The sequence below is a fragment of the Caulobacter sp. FWC26 genome (genome assembly GCF_002742645.2).
Lineage (GTDB): Bacteria > Pseudomonadota > Alphaproteobacteria > Caulobacterales > Caulobacteraceae > Caulobacter.
On sequence record NZ_CP033875.1, the window covers coordinates 4,328,296 to 4,345,121 of the forward strand.

Sequence of the window (16,826 nt, forward strand, 5' to 3'; positions counted from 1 at the left end):
GAAAGAGGCGCATGATCGCATCTAAAGCGCTTTTGGAGGAAGCATCATGCGCGTTGGCGTCCCTTCCGAGATCAAACCGGGCGAACACCGGGTCGGCCTCACCCCTACCGCCGTCCGTGAGTATGTCGGCCACGGCCACACCGTCATCGTCCAGTCGGGCGCGGGCCTCGGCGCCGGCTACGCCGACGACGTCTACGTCAAGGCGGGCGCCAGCATCGTTCCCGACGCCGCCGCCGTCTTCGCCGGCGCGGACATGATCGTGAAGGTCAAGGAGCCGCAGAAGGTCGAGTGGGAAAAGCTCGAGCCGCGCCACATCCTCTTCACCTACCTCCACCTCGCGCCCGATCCCGCCCAGACCGAAGGCCTGCTCAAGAGCGGCTGCGCGGCCATCGCCTATGAGACCGTCACCGACGCCAAGGGCGGCCTGCCGCTGCTCGCCCCCATGTCGGAAGTGGCCGGCCGGATCGCCGTGTTCTCGGCGGCCGAAACGCTGCTGAAGCACAATGGCGGCATGGGCTTGCTGCTCTGCGGCGTGCCCGGCGTGCCGCCGGCGCGCGTGGCCGTGCTGGGCGGCGGCGTGGTCGGCAGCAACGCCGCGCGCATGGCGGCGGGCCTAGGCGCCGAGGTCGTAGTGCTGGAACGCTCTATCCCGCGCATGCGCGAGCTGGACGACCTCTATCAAGGCCGGATCCTGACCCGCTACTCGACCTTCGGGGCGGTGGAGGAAGAAATTCTCAAGGCCGACGTCGTCATCGGCGCGGTACTGACCGCCGGCGCGGCCGCGCCCAAGCTGGTGCGCCGCGAGCACCTCAAGCAGATGAAGCCCGGCTCGGTGCTCGTCGACGTCTCGATCGATCAGGGCGGCTGCTTCGAGACCAGCAAGCCGACCACCCACGCCGAGCCGACCTATACGGTCGACGGCGTCGTCCACTACTGTGTGGCCAACATGCCGGGCGCGGCGCCGCGCACGTCGTCGGAAGCCCTGGGCAACGCGACCCTGCCCTTTGGCCTGGCTCTGGCCGACAAGGGCCTGGACGCGCTGAAGACCAACGTCCACCTCGCGCGCGGCCTGAACGTCCTGAACGGCGAACTGGCCCACCCGGCCGTCGCCGAGGCCCTGGGCAAGCCCTCGATCGACCCGTACGGCGCCTGGAAGTAAGACCGTCCGGTTACATCAGATAGAAGAAGGGCGCCGCGCGGGTCTCGCACGGCGCCCTTTTTAGTTTTGGGAGAGAGACAGACGCTTACAAAAGTCAGGCGGCGAAGCGGGCGATGTCCTGACGGTTCTCGACCAGGTCGAGCACGTCGCCCATGCGGAAATCGGGGTCGCCGGGATAGAGGGCGTCGTAGACCGAGCGCGCGAAAGCCAGATCGGCGGCGGTCTTGACCCGCCAGTCCAGCCGCGACCAGTCGCGGGCGGCGCGCAGGTGGGCCTGACTCCAGCGCTGCGGCTGGGCGCGAATGGCGGCGGTGGGCGAGATGCGCGCGGTCGGGTCGCGCTCTTCGGCGGCGGCCTCGCGCAGAACGCCGGCCTTGATGACCTCGACCTCAAGCCCGGCCGGATAGGTCCGGTGGACGCGGTTGGAGGTGTAGTCGGCGCCGCTGGCCAGGCCCATCCGGACCGCGTCGTCGACCACGCCTGCGTCCATGAACGGGGCGTCGCCCTTCAGGCGAACCACATGGCTGACGGCGCTGATCGCGTCGGCGCAGCGGGCGATGCGCGCCAGGATGTCGGCCCCGGCCCCGCGATGAACGGTGTGGCCGCGCGAGACGAGAAAGCCCGCCAGGGCGTCGTCAGCCTCGTCCTGACTGGTGGCGACGATGATCTTGGAAAGGCAGCGCGCGCCGCGCAGACGCTCCAGCTGACGCACGATCATCGGCTGGCCCTGCAGCGTGGCCATCGACTTGCCCGGCAGCCGGGACGAACCCATGCGGGCTTGCAGGACGGCGAGGATCATGGACGCGTCTCCCTTTGTTGGGAACAACTTAGACCTAAAGAATAAAACCTCGATGAATCAGAAACTTATGCGACCTTAACAGGCACGCTTAACGCGCGCTGAACGACGCGGGCAAAGGCGCGCGCCGTCCGATGCGATCTATTGTCGGGTGTGATTCTAGGCGGGTGTTAGGCGACCCAACGTCGCGGATCGAGCGCGACCGGATCGTCGATGGCCATGTCGTCCCAGTCGAGGTCCGGCGGCGGACTCGAGGCGGCCGCGACCACCGCCGACAGCTCGGCGGCGGAGTTGACACCGACCAGAACCGCCGAGCCTTCGGCGCGCGACAAGGCAAAGCCCAGCGCAGCCTGCAGCGGGTCCGAGCGCCCCTCGGCGATCATCCGGCGCACGCGCGACAGACGCCCCGAAGCGCCCTTCAACTGTGCGGGCACGCGATCAGGCGGCAGGAACAGCAGGCCGTTCAGGAAGATCGAGCGCAGATGCACCTCGATCCCCATCCCGGCGATGCGTTGCAGCGAGCCGTCAGCCAGCAGGCGCTGGTCCAGCAGCGAGGCCGGGGCTTGCAGAATGTCGGGCTTGAAGCGCTTGGCCACCCCGACCGGATCATCCGAGGCGTGGGCCGAGACGCCGATCTTGGCGAACAGGCCCTGGTTTTTCAGGCGCTGCAGGCGCTCCCACAGCGCCGCGCCGTGCGGGCCGAACAGCTCGGCGGGCGAGTGAACGACAATGGCGTCGGCGCGCTCGACGCCGATGCGACGCAGGGCGGCGCGGGCCTCGGCCTCGACATAGTCGGGACCGCGATCGGCGCGCGCGGTCGAGATCGTCACGCGGAACGGAACCGGGCGCGGAATGAGGTCGCCCAGCAGGGTTTCAGCGCGGCCAAACAGGCCCGAGGCGTCCAGCACCGACAGCTTGGCGCGCGCGGCGATGTTCAGGATATCGCGGGCTTCGGCTTCCGGCGTGCGGCCTCGCGGCGCGGACGAGCTCCCGCCGTCGAGGCCGAATTGAGCGGCCGCCAGACCCAGTTTTGAGACCGAAATGGACATCGCCATCCGTGCGCGAAACTCACCAACAGAACCCGAGGCTAAGCCCCAAGGTTTGAACATCCGGTTTCTGGAACCTTGCCGAGGGGTTAAAGTCGCGCCGATGACCTTTGACGTAAAAGACGCCGCCTGGCCGATGCACGGCCTGGCCGAAGACGCCCGCCCGGCCTTGGCCCAGGCGCTTTCGAGAGGCCCAGCGGCCCTGGCGACGATCGTCGCGCTGGGCGGCGGCGGGCCGCGCCCTGTTGGCGCTCAGATGGTGTTCGGCGACAGACTCATCTCGGGTTTCCTGTCGGGCGGCTGCATCGAGGCCGACGTCGAGGTCCATGCCCGTGCATGCCTGGAAGACGGCGTTCCGCGCCGGCTGGTCTATGGCGAGGGCAGCCCCTGGCCCGATATCCGACTCCTCTGCGGCGCGCGGATCGAGATCCTAGTCGAACGGATCGCGCCCGACGACGCGGCCGCCCGAACCCTGCTCGACCTCGCCGCCGCCCGCCTGCCGGCTTTCTGGGTCAGCGATGGTGCGCGCCGAATCTGCGCCGAGGAGCCGCAAGTCCCTTGGCCGGGCGCGTTCGAGCGGGCTTACGGCCCGGTCCCGCGCCTGGTGGTGATCGGCGGCGATCCAACGGCGCTGGCCATTGCGGGGCTAGCGACGCAGTCCGGTCACGAGACCTTCCTGCTGCGCCCCAAGGGTCCGGTCGCCCCGCCGCCTCTGCCGGGCGTCGCCTATCGCCGCGAGCCGCTGGAAGAAGCCCTCGCCGCCATCGGGCTGGACGCCTGGACGTCAGTGGCGGTGTGCGGTCACGATCTGGAGCAGGATCACACGGCGCTGATGGCGGCCCTGCCCTCCCCCGCGCCCTATGTCGGCCTGCTGGGCGCGCGGCGCCGCCTGCCCGAACGCCTCGCACGCCTGAAGGCGGCGGGTCTTGGCGAACGCGATCTCACCAAGCTACGCGCGCCGATCGGCCTCGATTTGGGCGGCAAGGCGCCGTTCGAGGTGGCCGTCGCGGTGATCGGCGAGGTGATGGCTACCCGGCACGGCCAGCCGGCGCTCGAACGGCGGGCTGTGGAAGCTTAGGCCGGCGCCTGCTCGGCCGCGAACGCCGCCAGGTCTTCGATCAGGGCGTTGGCGGCCATGTTCACCAGCTCGCCGCCCTTTTCGGGCGTCGCCTGGGCCGGGTCCGAACCCATGCGGCCGTCGGCGTAGCGGGCGCGGAAATCCAGCGCTTCGCGGATCGGTCCCGTCGGCGCGATCTGGGGCGAATAGGCCGCCGTCTTGATCGCCTCGGGATAGGCCCACTGGGTCACCGCGATCTCGGACGGGGTGGCGTGGCTGCCGTGTCCGGTCGGAAACTGCCGGTTGGCCAGGGCGTTGACGCCGGCCAGGTCCCACCAGTTCTTAAGCTTGAGCGCGAACGGCGCGCGCTGCTGGCGGAAGCTGTAATCGGCGTAGATCTCCGAGAACGCGGCCTCGATCGAGGCCACGTTGCCGCCGTGCCCGTTCAGGAAATAGATCCGTGTGAAGCCGTGCGCCGACAGCGACCGCACCCAGTCGCCGATCGCGGCGATGAAGGTCGAGGGCCGCAGGAAGATGGTGCCCGGAAACGCCAGGTGATGCTGGGCCATGCCGATATTGAAGGTCGGCGCCACCAGCACCTTGTCGTCGGCGCGCTTGCTGGCCTCATGGGCGATGATCTCGGGGCACAGCCAGTCGGTGCCCAGAAGGCCCGTCGGACCGTGCTGTTCATTCGACCCGATCGGCACCACCACGGCGGTGTTCGTCTCGAGCCGAGCCTTGATCTCGGGCCAGGTAGAGAGGGCGAGCAGCATCGAAAACTCCTGAGCAACGCGACGTTTTGTCTAAGCTCAATCTGGGTCCGGACAAGTAGAATCCCTGATTGCGGCCGCACGCCCGCTGGCGTCATGGTGCGCTTCTGGGCGGCTTGGCCGCGCCAGGGAGGATCATGATGGCCGAAGGCCACGCCGACCGGGTCTTATCCGTCTTGAGCAACGGCGCCGCCGCGGCGCTGTCGCCGATCGCCGCCTCGTGGCGGCGCTGCCTCACCCAGCACCACCTGGACCCCGAGAACCGCAAGCCTCCCGAGACCCTGACCAGCGCCGAACTGCGCGAGGCGCAGGAGCGCATGGGCCCCTTCCTGGCGGCGGCGCGGGACAATCTGGACTCGCTGTTCCAGGCGGTGGGCGAGTCGGGCTGCTGCGTGTTGCTGACCGACGCCGAGGGCGTGCCCGTCGATCGTCGTGGCGTGGCGGGGGACGACCCGGTCTTCCGCCGCTGGGGCCTGTGGGAAGGGGCGGTCTGGAGCGAGGCCCGCGAAGGCACCAACGGTATCGGCACCTGTCTGGCCGAACAACGCGTCCTGACCGTGCACCGCGACCAGCACTTCCATACCCGCAATATCGGGCTGTCCTGCACGGTGGCGCCGCTGTTCGACGCGACGGGCGGCCTGGCCGGAGCGCTCGACGTCTCGTCCTGCCGCCCCGGCATGGACGGCCTGACCAGCCTGGTCGAGCGCATCGTCACCGACGCCGCCCGCCGGATCGAGGCGCGCGCCTTCCGCGACGCGTTTCCGGACGCGCGCATCGTGCTGCTGCCCGAACAGACCCTGGAGCGGGCCTCGGCCCCAATGCTGGCCGTGGACGGTGACGACCTGATCATCGGCGCCACCCGGGCGGCCCGCCAAGCCCTGAAGCTGACCGACGCGGTTCTGCGCGGCGGGGTCACCTTCCCCGATCGCGCCGCCAGCCTGGACGAGGCCGAGCGGGCGGCGGTGCGGCGCGCGCTGTCTCAGACGGGCGGCAACGTTTCGGCGGCGGCGGCGCTGCTGGGCCTGTCGCGCGCCACGATGAATCGCAAGCTCAAGCGGCTCGACCTGGCGCGAGGCCGCGAATTCACCTGAAGGTGTCTCACCGATGAGACACTCGGCGCGATCCGGACTCCCGACCCGCTACGAAGCCCCGCTCTCTTGGCCGCAAGTTTTCTTCCAGATGTCCGCCGGTAAGGCGGCTGGAGGAAACCATGACCAAGCCCGAGTTCATCGATTCCCTGTCGCGTGCGCCCTTCAAGGCCCGCTACGACAACTTCATCGGCGGCCAGTGGGTCGCGCCTGCCGACGGTCGCTATTTCGACAACAGCTCGCCGATCCACGGCCGCAAGATCTGCGAGATCGCGCGCTCTCAGGCCGTCGACATCGAGCGCGCCCTGGACGCCGCCCACGCCGCCAAGGACGCCTGGGCCAAGACCAGCGCGGCCGACCGCTCGCGCATCCTGCTGCGCATCGCCGACCGCATGGAGGAAAACCTCGAGGCGCTCGCCACGGCCGAGACCTGGGACAACGGCAAGCCGATCCGCGAGACCATGGCCGCCGACATTCCGCTGGCCATCGACCACTTCCGCTATTTCGCGGGCTGCCTGCGCAGCCAGGAAGGCTCGATCTCCGAGATCGACCACGACACCATCGCCTACCACTTCCACGAGCCGCTGGGCGTGGTCGGCCAGATCATCCCGTGGAACTTCCCGCTGCTGATGGCCTGCTGGAAACTGGCGCCCGCCCTGGCGGCCGGCAACTGCGTGGTTCTGAAGCCCGCCGAGCAGACCCCCGCCTCGATCATGGTCTGGGCCGAGATGATCGGCGACCTGCTGCCGGCCGGCGTGCTGAACATCGTCAACGGCTTCGGCCTCGAAGCCGGCAAGCCGCTGGCCTCCAGCCCGCGCATCGCCAAGATCGCCTTCACCGGTGAGACCTCCACCGGCCGGCTGATCATGCAGTACGCCGCCCAGAACCTGATCCCGGTGACCCTCGAGCTGGGCGGCAAGTCGCCGAACATCTTCTTCGACGATGTCACGCGCGAGGACGACGACTATCTCGACAAGGCCCTGGAGGGCTTCACCATGTTCGCCCTGAACCAGGGCGAGGTCTGCACCTGCCCCAGCCGGGCCCTGGTGCAGGAGTCGATCTATGAGAAGTTCATGGAACGCGCTCTCAAGCGCGTGAACGCCGTCGTCCAAGGCAGCCCGCTCGATCCCGCCACCATGATCGGCGCCCAGGCCTCCGAAGAGCAGCTGAACAAGATCCTCGGCTACATGGATATCGGCCGCAACGAAGGGGCCAAGCTGCTGGCCGGCGGTCAGCGCAAGATCCTGCCGGGCCTGCTGGCCGACGGCTACTATGTCGAGCCGACCGTGTTCGAAGGCCACAACAAGATGCGGATCTTCCAGGAGGAGATCTTCGGCCCGGTCCTGGCCGTCACCACCTTCAAGACCGAGGAAGAAGCTCTAGCGATCGCCAACGACACCGCCTTCGGCCTGGGCGCCGGTGTCTGGAGCCGTGACGCCAACCGCTGCTACCGCTTCGGACGCGGCATCCAGGCCGGCCGCGTGTGGACCAACTGCTACCACGCCTATCCCGCCCACGCGGCGTTTGGCGGCTACAAGCAGTCGGGCGTCGGGCGCGAGACCCACAAGATGATGCTCGACCACTACCAGCAGACCAAGAACATGCTGGTCAGCTACAGCCCCAAGGCCCTGGGCTTCTTCTGATCCGTTCGCAGGATCCCACGTCGGCCGTCCGGCGCGAGAAACCTTATTGGTCTTCTTGCGCCGGGCGGTTGGCTTCGCCTAATTCCGCGCCGATAATAAAGGGGAGTAGCGCAGGTGAGCGACGGTATGCTGTTTCCGGTTCCAAAGGCCTGGGCTGATCGCGCCCATGTCAACGCCGACGCCCTGGCCGCCGCCCGCCGGCGCGCCGACGAGGATCCGCACGGCTACTGGAAGGATCTGGCCGGTCGTCTGGACTGGATCACTCCGCCCACCAAGATCAAGGACGTCTCCTTCCGCGAGGAGGACTTCCGCATCCGCTGGTACGAGGACGGTGTCCTCAACGTCTCGGCCAACTGCATCGACCGCCACCTTCGCCACCGCGCCCATGACGTTGCGCTGATCTGGGAAGGCGACGATCCGGCCGCCTCGCGGAAAATCACCTATGCGGAACTGCACGAGCAGGTCTGCCGCATGGCCAATGTCTTCAAGGCCCAAGGCGTGACCAAGGGCGACCGGGTCACGATCTACCTGCCGATGATCCCCGAGGCCGCCTATGCGATGCTGGCCTGCGCCCGGATCGGCGCCGTCCACTCGGTGGTGTTCGCCGGCTTCTCGCCCGACAGCCTGGCGGGGCGCATCAACGACTGTGACTCCAAGCTGGTCATCACGGCGGACGAAGGCGTGCGCGGCGGCAAACGCATCCCGCTGAAAGCCAATGTCGACGCCGCCTTGGCGCACTGTCCGGGCGTGGAAAAGGTGCTCGTCGTCACCCGCACAGGCGCCAGCGTGCCGCTGACCGCCGGCCGCGACATCATCTACGAGCACGCCGCCGCCAAGGCCTCGATCCACTGTGCGCCCGAGCCGATGAACGCCGAGGACCCGCTGTTCATCCTCTACACCTCCGGCTCGACGGGCAAACCCAAGGGCGTGCTGCATACGACCGGCGGCTATCTGGTCTGGGCCAGCTGGACGCACGAGGCGGTGTTCGACTACCGCCCGGGAGAGGTCTACTGGTGCACCGCCGACATCGGCTGGGTCACCGGCCACACCTACATCGTCTACGGCCCGCTCGCGAACGGCGCGACCAGCGTGATGTTCGAGGGCGTGCCGAACTATCCCTGCAACAGCCGCTTCTGGCAGGTGATCGACAAGCACAAGGTCGAGATCTTCTACACCGCCCCAACGGCCCTGCGCGCCCTGATGCGCGAGGGCGAGGCGCCGGTCGAGCGCACCTCGCGCGCCTCGTTGCGCCTGCTGGGCAGCGTGGGCGAGCCGATCAATCCGGAGGCCTGGCTCTGGTACCACCGCGTGGTGGGCGAAAGCCGCTGCCCGATCGTCGACACCTGGTGGCAGACCGAGACCGGCGGCACGCTGATGACGCCCCTGCCCGGCGCTGACGCCTTGAAGCCCGGTTCGGCCTGCGGCCCCATGCCGGGCGTCAAGCCGCAGCTGGTGGACGCAGAGGGCGTCGTTCTGGAGGGCGCGACCGAGGGCAACCTCGTGATCACCGACAGCTGGCCGGGTCAGATGCGCACGGTCTATGGCGATCATCGCCGCTTCTTCGAGACCTATTTCTCGACCTATCCCGGCAAGTACTTCACCGGCGACGGCTGCCGCCGCGACGCCGACGGCTACTACTGGATCACCGGTCGGGTGGACGACGTACTGAACGTCTCGGGCCATCGCCTGGGCACGGCCGAGGTCGAAAGCGCCCTGGTCGCCCACCCGCGCGTGGCCGAGGCGGCGGTCGTCGGCTATCCGCACAACATCAAGGGCCAGGGCATCTATTGCTACGTGACCCTGAACGCCGGAGTGACCGCCTCAGACGCGCTGCGCAAGGAGCTGACCGACTGGGTTCGCCGCGAGATCGGCCCCATCGCCACACCGGATGTCATCCAGTGGGCCCCGGGCCTGCCCAAGACCCGCTCGGGCAAGATCATGCGCCGTATCCTGCGCAAGATCGCCGAAAACGAGCTTTCAAGCCTCGGCGACACCTCGACCTTGGCCGACCCCTCCGTGGTGGACGACCTGATCCAGAACCGCGCCGGCGCGTGACGAAAACCGGGCCGGCGCGTTAGCATCGACACGATGCGCCGGCTCGCCCTGCTTTTCCTATCGCTTCTGGTCGCCACGCCCGCGCGCGCGGCGACAGAATGGATCGTCAAGGACGACGGCGTCCAGGTCGAGGCCCATGCCGACGCTCAAGGGCGCGGCGTGGTGCGCGCCAGCGTCGAGATCGCCGCCCCGCCCTCGGTGGTGTTCGACGTCATCCTCGATTGCGATCGCGCCGCCCGGATGAGCCCCGGGGTCAAGCGCTGCAAGGTGGTCTCCCGCGCTCCTGACGGCTCGGAGGTGCGCGAACACACCGTGAAGTGGGGCTTCTTCCTCCCCGCCATGCAATCGAGGGCGCGTCTGGTGCTGCGGCCCGATCGCGAAATCCGCTTCACCTGTATCGGCGGCGACATCCGCGCCTGCGACGGCTACTGGCGGCTGGAGCCGATCGACGGCGGCGCCCGCACGCGGGTCACCTACGATCTCTGGGCCACGGCGCCCTTCGCGGTGCCTGCCGGCCTCGTCTCCAGCCTGATGCGCCGCACCGTGCCGCAATCCTTGGTCGCCCTCCGGCGCGAGTGCGAGACGCCATGACCGGGCGCGATGACCCAGCGCCCGACGCGCTGATGCTGTTCGATGGGGTCTGCCATCTCTGCGACGGCGTAGTGCGCACGGTGCTGCGCCTGGACCGCCAAGGCGTGATCCGCTTCACCTCAGTCCAGTCGCCGTTCGGGCGGCGGCTGGCGATCGCGCATGGCCTGGACCCCGACGCCCCCGAAAGCTTCCTGTTCTTCGACAGCGGACGGCCGCTTCGCAAGACCGCCGCCGTGGCCGCCCTGCTCCGCCGGCTGCCCGCGCCCTGGCGCCACGTCGCCTGGATCGAACGTCTGCCGCGCGCCCTGACCGACCGAGCCTACGACTGGATCGCCGCCAATCGGTACCAGATCTTTGGCAAAAGCGATCACTGCCACGTCCCGGCTCCGGAACAGCGCGCGCGCTTCCTGCTCGACTAGCGGGTTTTCCGACGACGAGTCGGATCCGCTTCGCCGAAGAATGCTCTAGAACAGGGCCGCGACGCTCTCGGCGCTATAGGGTTTCTGCAGAACGGGAACATCGCGGAAGCGGTCCGGGAACGACGCGCTGTCGCCAAACCCCGTCCCGAACGCGAACGGCGCGCCTGCCGCCAGCAGGGCGTCGGCCACCGGAAAGCTGGTCTCCGCGCCCAGATTGACGTCCAGGATCGCGAACGGCGGCGACCAGCCGTTTAGCGCCTCGAGCGCCTGGCCGACGCTGGAGACCACAGTGATGTCCTTGACCCCCATCCGGGTCAGCATGTCTTCCAGATCGAGCGCGATGATCATGTTGTCTTCCAGAACCAGCATGCGTTCGGGCGCTCGAACCGGCCCGTCGGACCGGCGGGGCTGGGCGATCACTGCGGCGACGCTTTCGCTGGTCACGTAGCGGCCCGGGATACGGATGCGCGCCTGAAAGCCCTCTGGACGGTAGTCCAGCGCGACGTCGCCGTTCAGGTCGTGGGGAATGGAATGCTCGATGATCGTCGAGCCAAACCCTCGCCGGGTGGGCGGCTTCACCCTGGGCCCGTCGTGCTCGCGCCAGTCGATGATCAAATCGCCCTTCGGATCTCGCCGCCAATCGATCGTGACCCATCCTCGCTGGTCGCAGAGCGCGCCATACTTGGCCGAGTTGGTCATCAGTTCGTGGATGACCAGCGACAGGATGGAGAAGGCGTCCGGCGCCAGAGCGATCGGCGCGCCGGTCAGACGCACGCGTTGGGCCTTGGAGGAAAGATAGGCCTCGGCCTCGGCGGTGATCAGATCGCCGAGCGCGCCGGGGCCCCATTGGTGACGCGTGATCTGGTCGTGCGCGCGCGCCAGGGCCTGAACCCGCCCACCAACCACCTCGGCGAACTCCGCGACGCTGGCGACGCCTGCCTGGCTTTGACTGATGAGCCCCCGGATCAGGCCCAGAATGTTGCGAACCCTGTGGTTCAGCTCGGCGATCAGCAGCTCCTGACGCTGGTTCGCGCGCTGGCGCTCCGCGTCGGCCAGGTCGGTCAGGCGGAAGACGATTTCCAGGAGACTGGCGCGCATGCTCTCGGCCAGGGACCGCTCCACGGTGGTCCACGGCCGGCTCTGGCCGCGCACGGTCTCCTCCCACGCCTCAAAGCTTTTGCGGGGCGTCAGCCGGTCGCCCAACGGCCCGACCTTGGTCAGCTTCTCCGGCTTGCCGCCCCAGACCAGGGTCTTGGCCTCCTCCTTGCGGAAGAAGATCAGATAGTCGCGCGGCGCGCGCGACAGGGGCACGGCCATCATGCCCGCGGCCTTCTCCGACCAGTCCGCAGCCGCAGGCAGAAGCGCGCTGATTTCATGGGTGGCGAACACGGCGTGGGTGTCCTTGTCGCGCAAAAGTCGGATCAGGGTGTGCACGTCGCTGGCGCTCGGCGTGGAATCGCGCAGGGTCAATCGCCCGTCCAGCCACAAGGCCAGGCCGTCGCAATGCACGAGGCGGCAAAGATCGTCGAGGAACGGGATCAGGCTGTCGGCGCCAGGCTGACCGCTGACGACGGCGGTCATCATGCGGTCGTGCAAGGCGCGCGCCTCGGCCATCCTGCGCGTCTCGGCTTCGCGCTCGCGGCTTTCCAGGGTCAGGGAGAATAGTTGTCCAAACAGCTCGGCCGCCGTGCGGCGCTCATAGCTGACGTGCTTGGGCGCGTAGTGGTGGCAGGCGAACAGGCCCCAAAGCTTGCCGTCGCGCAGGATCGAGATCGACAGCGAGGCGGCGACGCCCATGTTACGCAGATACTCGATGTGGATCGGCGAGACCGCCCGCAGCATGCTCATCGACAGGTCCACCGGCTCGCCGCTCGCGCTGACGGGCGGCAGGATGGGCGAGACCTCGGCGTCGATGTCGGCGATGATCCGTAGCCAGTTGCGTTCGTAGAGCGCGCGCGCCTGCACCGGAATGTCCGAGGCCGGATAGCGCTGACCCAGGAACGAGCCGATGCCGGGGCGCACCGACTCGGCGATCACCTCTCCCGCGCCGTCGTGAGCGAAGCGGTAAACCATGACGCGGTCGAACTCGGTAAGGGCCCGGACCTGCCGCGCGGCCTCGTGGCAGAATTCCTCGAAGGTCGGCCGGGCGGTGATCCGCGTTGTCATCGAGCGCACCGCCGAGGCGGCCTCGATGAGAATCTCCGGATGGCTGGGCTCGGCCTCGATGATCAGAAGACGACCGGAATAGTGCAGAGCCAGATCGAAGTCCTCGCCGCCGTCGATCAGCGGCTGGCCGAACATGCGCTCCACCGCGTCGGCGCCCCGCATGATCTGAAGGCGGCCCCGGATATTGTGGATGGCGTGACCGCTCATGATCTGGGTCAGCGGCTTGCCCAAAAGGTCTTCGGCCGCAACGCCGAGATAGCGCAGGGTGGAGGTGGACGCGTGGGCGACCACCCAATCGCTATTCACCGCCAGCAGACAGCCGAAGGGTTGAACCGACCCCAGGATGTGGATCGGCTCGCGGTCGCAGTTGGTCAGATTGACGTCAAACCCGGACATGGGCGCAGCCTCGGGCATTCAGGCCTCCAGTCGGCGGGCTAAGGCTCTCGAACGCTTCCGAGAAGCAGCGAAAACCATATCGCGCACCGGCTTCGACGATGTCTGTCCGGCAGTCGACTTTTGGGGAGGCTTCAAGCCACGTCAGGAAGGCCCGCCAGAGGTTCTGCTCCAGACCGTGGCTCAGATAAGCGATCGGCAAATCCGCATCGGCCGCCCGCACTTGGCGGGATAGCAGACGCCCGCCCAGGCGCGAGCCCTCGAGCACATAAAGCACGCCCGCGCCGAAGGCGGGGGACGGTATGGCCGCTGTCGAGGGCGCTAAGGGCCTCACACCCAACTGATGAAGGTCGCTCTCAAGCGCGCGGCGACGCGAACGACTAGGCCAGTCCGGAAGCCAGTCCGCGACACCGGCCCGTTCCAGCGCCAGCTCCAGGGGAATCAACGCCTGGGCCGAGGCGCTCAGGAAGGCGCTGTAGCCCGCCCTCGTTTCCAGGTGCGACCGCGTTACGAGGGCGTCCAGAGCTTCGTGCTCACGAAGCGTTGCGACCCTGAGGCGGTCGCGTAGCGAACGTTCCGGCAAGTTCCCCCCCGTGGCGCGTCAGCCCAAGGGTCATGGGGACGAGTCGACCATCACTAACTCTGACGGCGCAGCTTGGTTCCACCCACATGAACTGTCGGTAAGGTTTCCCAGGCGAACGGCGGTGCTAGGGTTGCGTCGAACTGTTCTGGAGACTTTTGCGCATGATCCGCACCGCCAAGCTGGCCCTCGTGGCCGCGGCCCTGTCCACCTCGGCGCTGTCGCCGCTCGCCCTGGCCGCGCCGGCCCCGGCGCAGCCCGCCGCGACGGCCGCGATCGCCGTTCCGCCGATCGCCTTTCAGCAGCGCGTGCTAGCCAACGGCCTGAAGGTGTTCACTTCGCGCGACACCACAACGCCGAACGTCTCGGTGCAGGTCTGGTACGGCGTCGGCTCCAAGGACGACCCGCAGGGCCGCTCGGGCTTCGCGCACCTGTTCGAACATCTGATGTTCAAAGCCACGCGCAACATGCCCAACGAGACGATCGACCGTCTGACCGAGGACGTCGGCGGCTTCAACAACGCCTCCACCTGGGACGACTTCACCAACTATTACGAGGTGGTGCCGGCCAATCACCTGGAGCGCCTGATCTGGGCCGAGGCCGACCGGCTGAAGTCGCTGGTCATCGACGAAGCGGTGTTCGCCTCCGAGCGCGATGTGGTGAAGGAAGAGCTGCGCCAACGGGTGCTGGCCGACCCCTATGGCCGGTTCTTCGCCCTGTCGATTCCGCAGCAGTCCTTCGCCGTCCATCCCTATCAGCGCCCTGGCATCGGCTCCATCGAGGAGCTGGACGCAGCGACCGTCGACGACGTGCGCGCTTTCCACCGCACCTATTATCGCCCGGACAACGCCGCCCTGATCGTGGTCGGCAACTTCGACCAGGCCAAGCTGGACGTGATGATCGACAAGTACTTCGGGCCGCTCGCCGCGCCCGATGGAACGATCCCAAAGGTCACGGCGGTCGAGCCGGCTCGTACCGGTCCCAAGACCGTCAACACCTACGGCCCGAACGTCCCGCTTCCGGCCCTGGCCATCACCTGGCTGGCCCCGGCCGCCGCCGACCAGGATACGCCCGCCTTGGCGGTGCTGGACGCCATCCTGACCGCCGGCAAGTCGTCGCGCCTCTACGACAGCCTGGTCTATGACCAGAAGATCGCCCAGTCGGTGTTCTCGTCGGCCCCGAACAACGCCCAGCCTGGCCTGTTCTATGTCGGCGCCATCATGGCCGGCGGCAAGACGGTAGCCCAGGGCGAGGCCGCCCTACGCGCGCAGGTCGCGCGGGTCCGCGACGGCCTGGTGACCCCGGCCGAACTGGCGGAGGCCAAGGCCGGCCTGCTGGCCGACGCCGTGCGTCGCCGCGAGGAGATCGACGGACGCGGCTTCGCGATCGGCTACGCCTTGCAGACCGAGGGCGACGCCGCCGCCGCCAACACCAGCCTCGCCAAGCTTCAGGCAGTGACCGCCGCCGACATCCAGCGCGTGGCCCGCAAGTACCTGGCCGACGATCGCCGCACCGTGATCAACTACCTGCCGGAAAAGAATCGTCCGGCCGGCGAGAAGGACGCCACGCCACCGATACCGAAGGTGGCTTCGGTGAAGTACGACGGTCCGGTGACGACGCTGGCCCCGGAGGCCGAGCGCGAGAAACCGCCGGCGGTCGCCGCCCCGGTTCCGGCCGTCATGCCGAGCCCGGCGGAAAAGATCCTGGCCAACGGCCTGCGGGTCATCGTCGCCAAGTCCAGCGACCTGCCGCTGATCACCTCGACCTTGACCGTAAAGGGCGGCGCCAGCTCCGACCCCGCCGGTCTGGCAGGCACGTCTAGCCTGACCTCTGAGCTGCTGACCGAAGGCACCGTCACGCGCTCGGCGACGCAGGTCGCGCGCGAGACCGAAGCCCTGGGCGCCAATCTGTCGGCCGGATCGGGCTGGGAAGCCGCGTCGCTGACCCTCAGTGTCACGGCGAACAACGCCGAGCCCGCCATGGCGATCATGGCCGACGTCGCCCAGAACCCCGCGTTCAAGGCCGAGGAGCTGGACCGCGTCCGCGCCGAGACCCTGGATGGCCTGTCGGTGGCGTTCCAGCGCCCTGGCAGCCTGGCCGGCTTTGCGACCAGCCCGGTGCTCTATGCCGGCTCGGCCTATGGCCATGTCGCCGGCGGCACCCCGGGCTCGCTGCCGAAGATCAAGCGCGAGGATCTGACCAAGACTCACGCGGCCTACTGGCGGCCGGACAACGCGGTGCTAGTCGTGACCGGCAACCTGACGCCCGAGGCCGGTTTCGCCCTGGCCGAGCAGGCCTTCGGCGGCTGGAAGAAGCCGGCGACGCCGCCGCCGGCCCCGCCGGCCGCCCCGACCGGCTACCAGCCGCGCAATGTGGTCATCGACCTGCCGGGCACAGGCCAGGCCGCCGTGGTGCTCGCCAAGCCCGCCATCACCCGCGCCGATCCCAGTTACTATCAAGGCGTGGTCGCCAATACGGTGCTGGGCGTGGGCTTCTCCTCGCGCCTGAACCAGGAAATCCGCATCAAGCGCGGCCTGTCCTACGGCGCCGGCTCCAGCCTGACCCCGCAAGGCCAGTTCGGCGGCTTCTCGGCGCGGGTGCAGACCAAGAACCCCTCGGCCGGCGAGGTGATCAGCCTGACTCGCGCCGAGCTGAGCCGCCTGGCCAACGAACCGGCCACGGTCGGCGAACTGGCCGCCCGCAAGTCGGTGCTGGTCGGCGGCTTTGGCCGCGACCTCGGCACCTCGGAAGGCCTGGCGGGCATCCTGGGCAACCTCGCCGTCTACGGCGTGCCGCTCACCGAAATCCAGAGCTACGCGGCCAAGGTCGAGGCCGTGACCCCCGAGCAGGTCCAGGCCTTCGCCAAGGCCAAGCTCGACCCGGCCCAGATGAGCGTGATCGTCGCCGGCGACGCCAAGGCGATGGGCGAAGGCCTGTCCAAGGCCGCGCCGAACGCGACGGTCATTCCCGCCGCCAAGCTGGATCTGGATGCGCCCGGCCTGACCAAGTAGGCCGTCCGCGCTCCGGCGACGAAAAAGGCCGGCCGCTGTCGCCAGCGGCCGG

13 protein-coding genes are annotated in these 16,826 nt (G+C 68.4%); 8 read left to right on the top strand and 5 right to left on the bottom strand.

Going from position 1 to position 16,826, the window contains the following annotated elements; translation table 11 throughout:
• Positions 1–46: 46 nt before the first annotated feature.
• Complete coding sequence (ald, locus tag CSW63_RS22245; protein ID WP_062096660.1) at positions 47–1,159, top strand: alanine dehydrogenase; 1,113 nt, start codon at positions 47–49, stop codon at positions 1,157–1,159.
• Between the two features lie 94 nt (positions 1,160–1,253).
• Here the strand turns inward: ald and CSW63_RS22250 are convergent, their stop codons facing one another.
• On the bottom strand, positions 1,254–1,958 hold the full coding sequence (locus tag CSW63_RS22250; protein ID WP_062096662.1) for a glycosyltransferase family protein: 705 nt from the start codon (positions 1,956–1,958) through the stop codon (positions 1,254–1,256).
• Positions 1,959–2,125: 167 nt separating this feature from the next.
• Positions 2,126–3,004 (bottom strand): bifunctional regulator KidO, encoded by an 879-nt coding sequence (locus CSW63_RS22255; protein ID WP_062096773.1) that lies wholly within the window; start codon positions 3,002–3,004, stop codon positions 2,126–2,128.
• On the opposite strand from CSW63_RS22255, the gene CSW63_RS22260 reads away from it, so the two are divergent.
• Positions 2,997–4,079, top strand: coding sequence for an XdhC family protein (locus tag CSW63_RS22260; protein ID WP_082749541.1), 1,083 nt, complete (start codon positions 2,997–2,999; stop codon positions 4,077–4,079). The two genes, CSW63_RS22255 and CSW63_RS22260, sit on opposite strands and share 8 nt — an antisense overlap.
• Here CSW63_RS22260 and CSW63_RS22265 read toward each other — a convergent pair.
• Positions 4,076–4,831, bottom strand: a complete 756-nt coding sequence (locus CSW63_RS22265) for a creatininase family protein (protein WP_062096666.1) — start codon at positions 4,829–4,831, stop codon at positions 4,076–4,078. The genes CSW63_RS22260 and CSW63_RS22265 overlap by 4 nt on opposite strands.
• 137 nt (positions 4,832–4,968) lie before the next feature.
• Between CSW63_RS22265 and CSW63_RS22270 the strand changes: the two genes are divergently transcribed.
• From CSW63_RS22270 to CSW63_RS22290, 5 genes are all read left to right on the top strand, one after another.
• Complete coding sequence (locus CSW63_RS22270) at positions 4,969–5,919, top strand: GAF domain-containing protein (RefSeq protein ID WP_062096774.1); 951 nt, start codon at positions 4,969–4,971, stop codon at positions 5,917–5,919.
• A gap of 119 nt (positions 5,920–6,038) precedes the next feature.
• Positions 6,039–7,559: an aldehyde dehydrogenase gene (gene adh, locus CSW63_RS22275; protein ID WP_062096668.1), complete on the top strand. Its 1,521-nt coding sequence runs from the start codon at positions 6,039–6,041 to the stop codon at positions 7,557–7,559.
• Between the two features lie 126 nt (positions 7,560–7,685).
• A complete protein-coding gene (gene acs / locus CSW63_RS22280) occupies positions 7,686–9,614 on the top strand; it encodes an acetate--CoA ligase (RefSeq protein ID WP_062096670.1) in 1,929 nt (642 codons plus the stop codon).
• Positions 9,615–9,647: 33 nt separating this feature from the next.
• Positions 9,648–10,205 (top strand): SRPBCC family protein, encoded by a 558-nt coding sequence (locus tag CSW63_RS22285; protein ID WP_062096672.1) that lies wholly within the window; start codon positions 9,648–9,650, stop codon positions 10,203–10,205.
• Positions 10,190–10,624, top strand: coding sequence for a thiol-disulfide oxidoreductase DCC family protein (locus tag CSW63_RS22290; protein ID WP_062096674.1), 435 nt, complete (start codon positions 10,190–10,192; stop codon positions 10,622–10,624). The genes CSW63_RS22285 and CSW63_RS22290 overlap by 16 nt, the downstream gene beginning before the upstream one ends.
• 45 nt (positions 10,625–10,669) lie before the next feature.
• On the opposite strand, the gene CSW63_RS22295 is transcribed toward CSW63_RS22290, so the two are convergent.
• Positions 10,670–13,186 carry an HWE histidine kinase domain-containing protein gene (locus tag CSW63_RS22295; RefSeq protein ID WP_231737499.1) on the bottom strand — a complete coding sequence of 839 codons (2,517 nt, stop codon included), beginning with the start codon at positions 13,184–13,186 and terminating at the stop codon, positions 10,670–10,672.
• Entirely contained in the window at positions 13,173–13,766 is a 594-nt protein-coding gene (locus tag CSW63_RS22300) for a biliverdin-producing heme oxygenase (protein ID WP_062096678.1), read from the bottom strand. The genes CSW63_RS22295 and CSW63_RS22300 overlap by 14 nt, the downstream gene beginning before the upstream one ends.
• 161 nt (positions 13,767–13,927) lie before the next feature.
• Here CSW63_RS22300 and CSW63_RS22305 point away from each other — a divergent pair, with 161 nt between their 5' ends.
• Positions 13,928–16,774 (top strand): pitrilysin family protein, encoded by a 2,847-nt coding sequence (locus CSW63_RS22305; protein ID WP_062096680.1) that lies wholly within the window; start codon positions 13,928–13,930, stop codon positions 16,772–16,774.
• Positions 16,775–16,826 lie beyond the last annotated feature (52 nt).